7 protein-coding genes and 1 pseudogene are annotated in these 13,103 nt (G+C 52.3%); 3 read left to right on the top strand and 5 right to left on the bottom strand.

All coding sequences use genetic code 11. The features are described 5' to 3' along the window. Positions 1-6 precede the first annotated feature (6 nt). From ACDC99_RS10525 to ACDC99_RS10515, 3 genes and pseudogenes are all read left to right on the top strand, one after another. The gene (locus ACDC99_RS10525) at positions 7-2,259 is read left to right on the top strand and encodes a glycoside hydrolase family 31 protein (protein ID WP_370756715.1); all 2,253 of its coding nucleotides are present in this window, start codon (positions 7-9) and stop codon (positions 2,257-2,259) included. A 148-nt stretch (positions 2,260-2,407) separates the two neighbouring features. After that, positions 2,408-5,422, top strand: a pseudogene (locus ACDC99_RS10520) (homocysteine S-methyltransferase family protein); the annotation flags it as partial. Positions 5,423-5,516: 94 nt separating this feature from the next. Continuing rightward, complete coding sequence (locus tag ACDC99_RS10515; protein ID WP_370756714.1) at positions 5,517-7,121, top strand: sodium:solute symporter; 1,605 nt, start codon at positions 5,517-5,519, stop codon at positions 7,119-7,121. Between the two features lie 143 nt (positions 7,122-7,264). Here the strand turns inward: ACDC99_RS10515 and ACDC99_RS10510 are convergent, their stop codons facing one another. The 5 genes from ACDC99_RS10510 to dusB form a co-directional block, all read right to left on the bottom strand. Then, a complete protein-coding gene (locus tag ACDC99_RS10510; RefSeq protein WP_044072938.1) occupies positions 7,265-7,888 on the bottom strand; it encodes a LutC/YkgG family protein in 624 nt (207 codons plus the stop codon). A 24-nt stretch (positions 7,889-7,912) separates the two neighbouring features. Next, on the bottom strand, positions 7,913-9,286 hold the full coding sequence (locus ACDC99_RS10505; RefSeq protein ID WP_370756713.1) for a lactate utilization protein B: 1,374 nt from the start codon (positions 9,284-9,286) through the stop codon (positions 7,913-7,915). Then, positions 9,283-10,020 (bottom strand): (Fe-S)-binding protein, encoded by a 738-nt coding sequence (locus ACDC99_RS10500; RefSeq protein ID WP_022317477.1) that lies wholly within the window; start codon positions 10,018-10,020, stop codon positions 9,283-9,285. Before ACDC99_RS10500 ends, ACDC99_RS10505 begins: the two co-directional genes overlap by 4 nt. Before the next feature lie 963 nt (positions 10,021-10,983). Beyond that, positions 10,984-11,997 (bottom strand): uroporphyrinogen decarboxylase family protein, encoded by a 1,014-nt coding sequence (locus ACDC99_RS10495; protein WP_370756924.1) that lies wholly within the window; start codon positions 11,995-11,997, stop codon positions 10,984-10,986. Positions 11,998-12,125: 128 nt separating this feature from the next. After that, entirely contained in the window at positions 12,126-13,100 is a 975-nt protein-coding gene (gene dusB / locus ACDC99_RS10490) for a tRNA dihydrouridine synthase DusB (protein ID WP_044065649.1), read from the bottom strand. Positions 13,101-13,103 lie beyond the last annotated feature (3 nt).

Here is a 13,103-nt window from a genome sequence, read left to right as displayed (position 1 = left end):
TACACAATGAGACCAACAAACTACCATCTGTTCGATTTCATGGATTTCGATACAGACCTCAAAAGAGATGAGTCGCTGTGGAAGGCATACAAGCCGACATCCGTCAGAGAGAAGGATGGAGACATCCTCGTGGAGGTGCCTTTCCAGAAACAGCAGCTTGCCAACGATATGGCTCCCGACACCGATGTGCCGCAGGAGACACAGACTCTCGTGATACGACAATATGAACCCGGAATCCTCCGCCTCTTCATGGGATGCGGGGGAGAACAGCCCTCAGACACCTCGGAGATGCTGCAGATGAGCGCTCGTGTGAAGCGGTTGCCGCTGAAAGCGGAGTTCGTGGATGACCAATGGATCATTACCGACGGCGCTGGTGTGAGAAGGGCGGTGATAAACATGCAGCAGCCGGTGCTCGACAGATGGAGCGAGCTGCTGCCCGACCCGCAGGAGACACTCGACATGCGACTGTATCCCGACGGGAAGCATGAGGTGAGACTCGCCGCCTACGACCACTTCTCGCCACCACGCTATGATGCCCTGCCTTTGGCTTACTGCAAGCTGAACGGCAGGAGAGAGCGTGCCACGCTGTCGTTCGAATGCAAGCTTAACGAGTGCTTCGTCGGAACAGGAGAGCGCTTCGGGAAGATGGATCTCAGCGGACAGACTTTCTTCCTGAAGAACCAGGACGGACAGGGAGTGAACAACCGCCGCACATACGAGAACATACCGTTCTATATCTCCAGCCGCATGTATGGCGTGTTCTATCACACCACGGCATACAGTAAGCTGTCGCTCGCCGGAGTGTCAACGCGGTCGGTGGAATTTCTCAGCGACCAGGCTCTCATCGACGCCTTTATCATCGGCGGCGACACCGTGGAGAAGATTACAAGAGGCTATCGCGACCTCACCGGCTATCCCTCCATGCCGCCGCTATGGAGCTACGGAGTGTGGATGAGCCGTATGACATATTTCAGTGCCGACGAGGTGAACGGCATCTGCGACCGTCTGCGCAAGGAGCATTATCCATGCGACGTGATACATCTCGACACGGGATGGTTCAAAACCGACTGGCTCTGCGAATGGAAATTCAACGAGGAACGCTTCCCCGATCCAAAAGCCTTCGTGCAGGGACTGCTCAAGAAAGGTTTCAAGGTGTCGTTGTGGCAGTTGCCGTATGTGGCAGAAGATGCAGAGCAGATTGACGAGGCACGCAAGAACAACTATATCTGCAAGCTCACCAGAAAGCAGGATTCAGAAGGCTCCAACTTCTCAGCCCTCGACTATGCCGGCACCATTGATTTCACCAGCGAGAAGGCGACAAACTGGTATAAAGGTCTGCTGAAGAATCTTCTCGATATGGGAGTGAAATGTATAAAGACCGACTTCGGAGAGAATATCCACATGGATGCCGAATACGAGAACATGTCGCCGGAACTCCTCAACAACCTCTACTCGCTGCTCTATCAGAAGGCGGCATACGAGATAACGAAGGAGGTGACAGGCGACGGCATCGTGTGGGCACGTTCCGCATGGGCAGGATGCCAGAGATATCCGCTGCATTGGGGCGGAGACTCCTGCAGTTCGTGGGAGGGACTCGCCGGTTCGCTGCGTGGCGGACTCCATTTCGGACTCTCCGGCTTTGCCTTCTGGAGCCACGACGTGCCGGGATTCCATACGTTGCCAAACTTCATGAACTCCGTTGTCAGCGATGATGTGTATATGCGCTGGACACAGTTCGGCGTGTTCTCCTCGCATATCCGATACCACGGCACCAACAAACGTGAGCCATGGCATTATCCCAACATCGCACCGATGGTGAAGCGCTGGTGGAAGCTGCGCTACAAACTCATTCCATATATCCTCCGCGAGAGCGAGAAGGCAACACACAGCGGATCAACCATCGTGCAGGCACTTATCTTCCACCATCCCGAAGACAACAACTGCTGGCATATCGATGATGAATACTATTTCGGCGACGACTTCCTTGTGGCTCCCGTAATGAGCAGCGACAACTGTCGCGACATATATCTGCCGGAAGGAGAATGGGTAGAGTTCTTCACCGGCGACCGCTTCTCGGTAAGCGACGGCGGCAGATGGCTGAAGGACATAGAGACACCGCTCGACCGTATGCCGGTGTTTGTGCGCAAGGGTGCCGTAATCCCCGTTTATCCGGAGGATGTAGACAGCACCGACGACATGGGTATGAGCAAGGTGAAGAATCTCATCATCAACGAGGAGTTTAAGGGATTTGAGATTTGAGTGAGGAGAGAGGAATGAGGAGAGAGGAGTCTGGATTGAGTAGTTTGGAGTGGTATTTCTCCTATTTGTCCTATTTCTCCTATTTGTCCCATTCTTCCCATTCCTCCCATCCCCTTTCCCAAGAAAATTATAAATCATAACAATTATGTGGAAACCCAATTTAGAAGAAACCAAGAAACACTATATAGACTGGTGGAACCATAAGGGCATCGTGCTCAATATGTGGGAACACTTCCAGGAAGGCGTCAAGCCCCATGCCGACGTGCCCATGCCGCCGGCACCGAAGTCGCTCGACCAGAAATGGTTCGACCCGGAATGGCGTGCCGAATATCTCGACTGGTATGTGGCACACAGTTCGATGAAAGCCGACATGCTGCCTGTTGCCAACACGCAGCTCGGTCCCGGTTCGCTTGCAGCCATCCTCGGCGGCGTGTTTGAGGGCGGAGAGGATACCATCTGGATACATCCGGACCCCAACTACACCGACGACATAAAGTTCGACATCAACGACCCTGCCAACAAGAACTGGCAGCTTCACAAGGATCTGCTGCGTGCCTGCAAGAAGAAAGCCAAAGGCAACTACTATGTGGGCATGCCCGACCTGATGGAAGGCATGGATGTGCTCGCCGCCATGAAGGGCACCGACAAGGTGCTGCTCGACACCGTGATGCAACCTGAAGTGCTGGAGCGGCAGATGCAGCAGATAAACGACATATACTTCCAGGTCTTCGACGAACTGTACGACATTATCCGCGAGGGCGACGAGATGGCATTCTGCTATTTCTCATCGTGGGCACCTGGAAAGATGACAAAGCTGCAGAGCGACATCTCCACGATGATCAGCGTGGAGGATTACCGCCGCTTTGTGCAGCCCTTCATCCGTCAGCAGTGTCAGAAGATAGACTACACGCTGTATCATCTCGACGGTGTGGGGGCAATGCACCATCTGCCAGCCCTGCTTGAGATAGAAGAGCTCAACGCCATACAGTGGACGCCGGGAGTGGGAGAGCCACAGGGCGGATCGCCCAAGTGGTATGACCTCTACAAGAAGATTCTTGCAGGAGGAAAAAGCATCATGGCATGCTGGGTGACCCTCGACGAACTGCGTCCGCTGCTCGACAATATCGGTGGCGACGGAGTGCATATCGAGATGGATTTCCACAACGAGGACGAGGTGGAGAAGGCATTGCGCATAGTAGAGGAATACCAGGAGAGTGCCGACGAGCCGGAAGCCGCCGACAACACTATCCGTATCAACAAGACCATGACTCCCGACGAGGAGGTGATGGCTATCATCGACAAGATAGAAAGCGGGGATGCCAATTCCGCTTCTGCCGCTGACGACAAGATGAAAGCCCTGCCTCTCAAGGCTGCTACTCTCGGCAGACCGTCGATGGATGTCGTGGCAAAGGAAAGGATATTCGTTCTCGACGGTGCTACAGGAACCACCATCCAGCAGTATAAGCTCACAGAAGAGGAGTTCCGTGGGGAGAGATTCAAAGACTTCGACGGGGAGGTCCGTGGAACAAACGACCTGCTTGCTCTTACTTATCCGGAGATTGTGACAAGTATGCACCGCCGTTTCCTTGAAGCAGGTTCAGACCTCATCACCACGAATACGTTCAATTCACAGCGCGTCTCGCTTGCCGACAAGCATCTGCAGGACTATGCAAGGGAGATAAACCTTGAAGCTGCCCGACTGGCAAGGAAAGAGGCTGATGCCTATACATTGATGAATCCGCGTAAGCCCCGTTATGTGCTTGGTAGTGTCGGTCCTACAAGCAAGACCCTGTCTATCGGAGAAAGTGCGGAGTTCAACGAAGATATCCTTCATGATGCCTACTATGAGCAGATAGAGGCTTTGATAGACGGCGGCGTGGATGCCGTGCTTATAGAGACAATATTCGACATAGAGAATGCCAAGGTGGCCTTGCGGTGCTGCAAGGAAGTGATGCTGAAGAAAGGCTTCCGTCTGCCTATAATGATGAGCTTCACTGTGGCAAGCGAGGATGGACACAACATGCTCGGACAGTCGGTAGTGGACTTTGTCAAGAGTCTTAATGACGACAGCGTGTTCAGCGTAGGACTTAACTGTTCGCTCAATGCCGCCAAGATGGCTCCTATCATCCAGCGTATGGCTGCCGAGACCGGCTATTATATAAGTATGTTCCCGAATGCGGGATTGCCGGACGAACACGGTCACTACCTCGACACTCCAAAGATGATGCAGGCCGAGATATGGCCAATCGTTGAGGCTCATCTGCTGAACGTGGTTGGTGGATGCTGCGGTACTGACGATTTGCATATCCGTGAGATAGCAAAGCTCGTGCAGCCGATAGAAGGATTGTTCATCACTCCTCACTATCCTGGAGGGGCTGGAAATTCTAGCGTTTCTAGTGATTCTAGTCTTTCTAGAATTTCTAGCTTTTCTAGCATTTCTAGAGGTTCTAGCGCTCCTGTGAAAGAGAAGAAATGCTCCTGCGGCATCGACCACGATGCCGCCCCTGTAGCCACATCCAAGCCGGAGAGCAATGCTGCAGAGGAAGTCTTTGAGGCAATCCTCGCCGGCAAAGGCGACAAGGCTGCCGATGCCACCAAACGTGCTCTTGATGAAGGCGTGGCTCCGCAGGACATCATAAACGGTCAGATGATACGCGCCATGAGTGAGGTGGGACAACGCTTCCAGGACGGTAAAGCCTTCGTGCCACAGCTGCTGATGGCAGGACGTGCCATGAAGGCGGCTCTTGAGATTCTGAAGCCGCTGCTCGCCGGACAGGCATCCACTACGCTGGGCAGGATAGTGATAGGAACCGTGAAGGGCGATCTCCACGACATAGGCAAGAATCTCGTTGCCTCTATGCTCGAGGGTTGCGGCTTCGAGGTTAAGAACATCGGCATCGATGTGCCGAGCGAGAAGTTCGTTGAGGCTGTAAAAGACTATAATGCCGACATTCTCTGCATGAGTGCGCTGCTTACAACCACCATGACATATATGAAGGATGTTATCCAGGCTCTTGAAGATGCCGGAATACGCCAGAACGTGAAAGTGATGGTTGGTGGTGCTCCCGTAACACAAAACTTCGCTGACGAAATCGGTGCCGACGGCTATAGCGACAACGCAAACTCTGCCGTTGCCGTAGCCAAGGAGCTGATGGGAAAATAAGACGAATACAGATAGGAAATAAAACGAATAAAACAATAAGACCCACCCTTGCCATCCCCGATGGGAGCCGGATGGGTTTAAAACTACAAAACCTATGAATACTCAAAATCTTGATGCACTTGATTGGATAATCCTTGTCGCTTACTTTGTGGTGCTCATTGCCATAGGAATGTGGGCAAGCTCTAAGGCAAAGAAAAGCGGAAACATGTTTCTTGCCAGCCGCTCTCTGCGCTGGCACCACATCGGTTTCTCCATGTGGGGCACCAATGTCGGTCCGTCGATGCTCATCGCATCAGCCAGTGCCGGTTTCTCCACCGGCATCGTGTCTGGCAACTACGCATGGTACGCCTTCGTCTTCATCGCCCTGCTCGCCTTCGTGTTCGCTCCACGATATCTTGGCACCGGCATCTCCACGCTGCCGGAGTTTATGGGACTGCGTTTCGGCGACTCCACACGCAATATCCTGGCATGGTATACCATAGTGACGATACTCATCTCTTGGCTTGCCCTCACGCTCTTTGCCGGAGGAATCATAATCCGCCAGGTGTTCGGCATGCCGATGTGGCTCTCGGCAATGCTGCTTCTCGCCATATCAGCGTTTTTCACTATGCTCGGCGGACTGAAAGCCGTTGCCTACACCAACGTTTATCAGATGGTGCTGCTCATCATCGTGTCGGCAACGCTTACGGTAGTGGGAATATGGAAGCTCGGCGGCGAGTCTTTCTCTCATGGCATAGCGGTGCTTGCCAATCCCGATGTGGTGCCGTCAGACTATTGGAACCTTTTCCGTCCTAATACCGACCCCGGTTATCCGTGGCTGCCTATCATCCTCGGCTATCCCATCATGGGTGTGTGGTTCTGGTGTACCGACCAGTCTATGGTGCAGCCGGTGCTTGCAGCGCGCAACCTGAGCGAAGGACAGCGGGGAGCCAATTTCACCGGCTGGCTGAAGATTCTGGATGTAGCGATATACATCCTTCCCGGAGTGGTATGCTTCGCCATGGTCAAGACAGGATTCTTCGGTAATGTGCAGGTAAATGCCGATGATGCCTATTTAAAGCTTGTCTATGAGCTTTTCCCTGCCGGTATGGTGGGATTGGTGCTCGCCGTGCTTACGGCGGCTCTGATAAGTACTATCGGCTCTGCCCTGAATGCCTTGAGTACGGTGTTCACCATGGACATTTATGTAAAGAACATCCGTCCGAAGGCATCTCCCGAAGAAATCCGCAAGACGGGACGTGTCGTTACCGTTCTCGGTGCCTTGGTGTCTATCGTCATCACGGTTGCCGTAGACGGCATCAAGGGTATGGACCTGTTCAATGTGTTCCAGTCTGTGCTCAGCTTCATCGCTCCGCCGATGGCGGCAGTGTTCCTGATGGGAGTGTTCTGGAAGCGCTGCACCACACTTGCCGCCAACATGACGCTGACGTTCGGCACGGTGCTCAGCATCGGCACAGGAATACTCTATCTTTGGGTGATACCGGGATTTTCTGAGATGGTGCATTTCATGCTCCTCTCGTTCTTCATCTTCATCGGTCTGGTAGCGATGATGATAGTGGTAAGTCTGTATGACATGAATGCCAACGAGAAACACGTCATCGTGGCTGTGAATGAAAAACCGGCAAGGAGCGTCATCATAGCATGGGTGTCGCTTGCCGTGGTGATGATAGCCCTCTATGTGTTTTTCAACGGCAACTGATAAGATAGTAGCACGGAAAATATAAGATAGGATTATAAAGAATGTTGGTTTTATGACGGTTGGATGCCAACCCCATAAAACCAACATTCTGCTTTTGTTACCCTCCCCCAATAAGGCCCGGTTTGGGATTAGTGTCAAAATACTTATTCGTCCACCAGCACCACGGTGACTCCGCGGGCTGCCTGTGCACCGATTACAAGAGCCTGCTCGATGTCGGCAGTCTTTGACGGACCGCTGATGAACGTTCCGAAATTGTACCGGTCATCCATCCCGATGCGGTCATAGGCATCGTGCATGTTGTTGACGATGTTCTTCCTGTTGAGCACTATTACGAGATACTCGGAGATGAAAAGCAATGCTTTCTCCTTCATCGTCTGCGGAATCCATATACAGCCGTTTTCGGCAACTCCCACCGTGCCTTGCACAATGGCTACATCGGTGCCGTTCAGATCGTTTGCCTCTGCCACGGTATCCGGATTACGAAGTTCTAAGGCTGTGGAATCATTGCCGCCTTTCAGTCCCTCCAGCGTTATTCCCTTTAGATTAGAGCAGAACACTTTAGCGTCAGGATAAGCTCTGCGCACCAGTTCATTGAGGTCGGCATCCTTCCGGACATCGTTGATGACATGGCCGCCTACCGTTTCGGTCATCCTGACGAACTGTTCAAAGGTGTCTTCGTATTCGATGCCTTTTATCTCCTCCTTTGGCATATCGTATTGAAAGTGCGTGTTCTGGCGCAACTTATTCAAAAAATCTTCTTTCTTCATACTTTTTTCAAATGAATCCTTCTTTTACTTCACTTTTCCTTCCTTCCACAGTTCATGGAATGATTTCTTTGCGAATTCAGGCATGGCGTGTCCGATACCCCATGCGTTGATGTTGCCGATGTTGGTGAGGCAGTCAGGAACATAGTTGGCGAGCGGAGCGAATTTCAAGGCTGTGGTGAAGAGGGCAGGGCGGTCGAACAGATATTCCATACCTGCCGACATCGCCTTCTTCAGTTTGTCGGCTTTTCCCAGTTTCTCCAGACTCTGTCGCCATACGTATATCTGCGAACCAGGTCCTACCTTCGACGGGCATACATTGTCGCAAGAGAGACAGAGAGTGCATGCCGAAACGTTGTCGCTGTATTTCCGTGGGTCGCGCAGCATGCCGAGGTTCACACCCACAGGACCTGGGATGAAATACGTATAGCTGTAGCCTCCCGAACGGCGGTATACCGGACAGGTGTTGATGCAGGCACCGCAGCGCATACATTTCAGCGTCTGCCAGTGTTCGGTGTCAGCCAGCATATCGCTCCTGCCGTTGTCCACGAGCACCACGTGCATCTCTGCTCCGGGACGTGCCTGGCGGAAGTGGGATGTGAAGGCTGTGGTGGGCTGTCCTGTGGCGCTGCGGCAGAGCAAGCGCTGGAAGACGGCAAGCGACTTGTAGTCGGGCACCAGTTTCTCGATTCCCATCGCCACGATATGCAGCTTAGGCATTGATGTTGTCATGTCGGCATTGCCCTCGTTGGTGCATACCACGCAGTCGCCGGTGGCAGCCACGCCGAAGTTGCATCCCGTCATGCCGGCACCAGCCTGCATGAACTGGTCGCGCAGATGGAGACGGGCGCAATGGGTGAGATAAGTAGGGTCGTAGTTTCCTTTCTCCTTCGATATTCCCTTCTCCTCGAACATCCTGCCCACTTCCTCGCGTTTGAGGTGGATGGCAGGCATCACGATATGGCTCGGCTTCTGATGCAGGAGCTGGATGATACGCTCGCCGAGGTCGGTCTCCACCACATCGATGCCGTGCTGTTCCAGATAGGGGTTCATCTCGCACTCTTCGGTGAGCATCGACTTCGACTTCACCATCTTTGTCACACCGTGGCTCTGCAGAATGGAAAGTACTGTCTCGTTGAACTCCGTGGCATCCTTCGCCCAATGCACCTTCACTCCGCGGCTCTCCAGAGAGTTCGAGAACTGCTCCAGATAATCCGCCAGATGAGTGATGGTGTGCTTCTTTATCTGCGAGGCATGCTCGCGCAGGTCTTCCCACTCCGGCAGTTGCTGTGCCATCTTGTCGCGCTTCTCTCTCACCGACCAGAAGGTGGCGTCGTGCCAACTGGTCTTCTCTGCATCCGCCACAAAGCGGGCGGCTCTCTTGGAATGTATTGTGCTCATAACCCTGCTGCTAATATCTGGACTACGTGAATGAATTTGATAGGCATCTTCTCTTTCTTGGCGATGCCAGCCATGTGCATGAGACACGAAGAGTCGGGTCCCGTGACATATTCCGCCCCGGTGGCGATGTGTCTCTTTATCTTCTCTTCTCCCATACGGGTGGAAACGGCAGGCTCCTCGATGGAGAACATACCGCCGAAGCCGCAGCACTCGTCCTTTCTTTCCGGCTCATGGATGGTGATGCCGTCGACGAGCTGCAAGAGGTCGATAATCTTGTTGAATGGCTTGACGTTGCATTCCGAGGGCGACGACAGGTTCAGCTCTCTCACTCCGTGGCAGCTGTTATGCACGCTGACAGGGTGGGGGAACTTTCCCGGCACCTCCTTCACCTTCAGCACGTCGTGGAGGAACTCCACTATATCCATGATTTTGCCTGAAGAGACACACTCGTGCTTGCCCTTCAGAATTTTGGGATAATAGACTTTCACGTATGCGGCGCACGATGCAGAAGGGGCGACGATGTAGTCATAGTCTTTGAAAAGTTCATCAAAAGACTCAATCACTTTCATCGACTTGTCCTGGAAACCGGCGTTTGCCATCGGTTGTCCACAGCATGTCTGCCGCTCAGGATACTCCACGTCAAGTCCGTAGTGCTTGAGCAACTTGTATGTGGCTACACCAGCCTCTGGATACAGGGCGTCCACATAGCAGGGGACGAATAATCCTACTCTCATAATGGTTGTATTGTTAATGTTAACCCGTAGGCGGAATTGTTTTTAGATGATTATACATTTGTCGAGTCCGTTACTCCGTTGATTTATAGGATTTTAGTGGCGTATATGCCATCCCGTGTCAGTCAGCGTTCGTAAGACTCTTATACAAAATTCTATAAAATACTTGAGATACACAAGAATTTTCGATGAAATGTTATCAAGACACAACGAAAAATCCGGGAATAACAATATGTTTTTTTCCTGAAGAAAAGTGCCAAAGTATCATTTTCGGGGGTGCTGGATGTATCTAAAGTGCATCAGCTGAACGAGTTAGGTGTAATGATACTTTTCTGGATTCTTTACAGAAAAGTATCATAGAAGTATCATAAAGTATCATCGGAGCTATTGTGCTGTCTGGTAAGACTTTTGCAAGCCCCATAAAAGTACAGTCATTTCTCTGGTTGGTCTTTGTTTCCAAATAGCCGACTCACAATCATAGGCAAGGATAACAAAACCGACAAGAATTGGGCACGGTGCTTGCCCATGTGGGGCACGGTGCTTGCCCATGTGGGGCACGGTGCTTGCCCCAAGTGGGCACGATCTGTGTCCAAACCGTGCCCAAAGTATTCATGAAATGACAACGTTGGTAGAGGGGATGCAAAGGCGCCTTATAAAAGACAAAAGACTGCAAGCAGTTTAAAATATCACATAAAACGGCCTAATGGTCGATTGGGTTTTATGTGAGTTGCGCTGATGACTACATTCTAAACCAATGTTTTGGAGGCTGTAAAATGACTTAAACCCAAAACGGTCATTAGGCCGTTTATTGTATTTTATATTTACTGCTTGCAGTCTTTTGTTTTTTATAAGGCGTCTTTTGCTTGTTTTTAATTCGTAATAGCTCGCTATTACTCATTAAAAGCCAAACAAAATCCACTCTTCTAAAAGAACAAAATCCAGGCAAGCCCTAATGACCGATTTGGGTTAAATGGTCTTGTCAAAGTCGTCGAGAGCTTTGAAGAAGGCATCGATGTTCTCCATCGGAGTGTGTGGCGGTGTGTCGCAGCCGCTGGAGAGAACGAAGTTGGGATACTCCTTCATTTCCTGCAGCAGTCGTGTTGTCGTCTCGTACATCTGTTCCGGTGTGCCCTCCTTGAACACCGATACGGGGTCGATGTTTCCCATGGCGAGAGCCGTCGGCGGCACATCCTTTATCACCTGCCGCATGTCGCATTTGTTGCCGAAATGGTAGGCTGCCGCTCCTGTAGCCACCATCGCCTTTGTGCAGTGGCCAGTGTTGCCGCAGTTGTGCAGCACGATGCTGAAGGAGTCGTCCTGCACCTGTCCTACGATATATCTGATGTAGTCGGAAGAGAAGCGCTTGCAGTCGTCGTCGGACATCAGTCCTGCCGCCGGTTCTGCCATCACCACTCCGTCGACGCCCGTCATCTTCAGCGCCTTGCAGTATTTCAGTATGAACTCCGTGCATTTTGCCAGCAGCGTGTGGGCAGCGTCGGGGTTCTGGTATATCAGCACCATAATCTCCGACATGTCGTAGAGTCTGCCGGCGAGCGAGAACGGACCGATACATCCGCCCAGCACCGGACGGTCGTTGATTGCCTTTGCCGAGAGCAGGTTCGCCTTGAGATATTCAGGCACTCTGGCAGCCTTCAGCGACGGCACCTTGAGAGCCTTTATGTCATCGGCATCGTTCAGCAGATGTCCGATAACGGCAGGCACGGCATCCTCGGTGAAGTGTACGTCTGCTCCGAAAGCCTCTGCCTCCACTGTGAGGTCCATGATTACGGTGGCTGCCGCCGTAGGGTATTTCCCGGCGAGAGCCTTGATAGCCTCGAAGTGAGTCTGTCCGTCGCAGCAAGCCTCCCTCACGCTCTTCCCCGTCAGTTCTATGCCGGGATGCGTCATCACGGGCACGGCGACGGTCTTATGATTCTGGATAACGCCCGTTATCCATTCTTTCATGGAAATGTTCATAATATTGTGGTCTCCTTTTTATATACGTTTCTCAATATCATGACGCGTATTTGCATGAAGTGTAATCATTGCCCCCGAATAGGCATTATGAGCTATCCGGGGTTGCCCCGAATAGATAACAGAATTCGGGTTTATTTTCTCTGTTCTTCGAGGATTCCCATCAGTTCGTCCATCGTGTTTGCACGTAGCATGGCGATGCGGGTCTGGCGGAAGTTTGGTATTCCCTTGAATATCGGACTTGCGGCGAGGTGGCGCCTTGTGTGCAGTATGCCGCGGTATTCGTCGATGCGTTCCACATTGATGCGCAGCTGCTCTTCGAGCACGTCGAGCATCCAGTTGAACGTCATCTCGGGGTCTGGCTCCTTGCCGTCGAGATAGTCACGTATCTCCTTGAATATCCATGGCCGTCCGAAGGTGGCTCGCCCTATCATCACGGCGTCAACGCCATATTCCTCGAAAGCCCGTTTCGTTTCCTCCGGCGATGTGATGTCGCCGTTGCCGATGATGGGGATGTTAATTCGCGGGTTCTTCTTCACTTCGCCTATCAGCGTCCAGTCGGCAGAACCTGTATACATCTGTGCCCTCGTCCTTCCGTGTATGGTGAGAGCCTGTATGCCGCAGTCCTGCAGCTGTTCGGCGAGGTCGCAGATGATGAGGTTGTCGTTGCTCCATCCCAGTCGCGTCTTCACCGTGACGGGAGTGCTTACCGCCTTCACCACGTTTTTCGTGATGTCGAGCAGCAGCGGCACGTTCTGCAGCATGCCGGCTCCGGCACCTTTTCCAGCCACCTTCTTCACGGGGCAGCCGAAGTTGATGTCTATCACGTCGGGATGTGCCTGGTCTTCCACTATCTTTGCCGCCTCTACCATCGACTCCACGTCGCGTCCGTAAATCTGAATGCCCACGGGGCGCTCCTCATCGCTGATGGTGAGTTTGTTGACGGTGCTTTTCACCGATCTTACGAGAGCCTCTGCGCTCACGAACTCGGTGTATACCATAGATGCCCCGTATCTCTTGCATAGCATACGGAATCCGATGTCGGTGACATCTTCCATCGGTGCGAGAAACAGAGGGTGATCTCCAAATTGTATGTTTCCTATTTTCATTGT

The organism is Prevotella pectinovora (assembly GCF_041323955.1).
In the GTDB taxonomy this organism is placed as follows: domain Bacteria; phylum Bacteroidota; class Bacteroidia; order Bacteroidales; family Bacteroidaceae; genus Prevotella; species Prevotella pectinovora.
The sequence above is the reverse complement of the archived record's forward strand: the minus strand, read 5'-3'. Positions and strand labels throughout refer to the sequence as shown.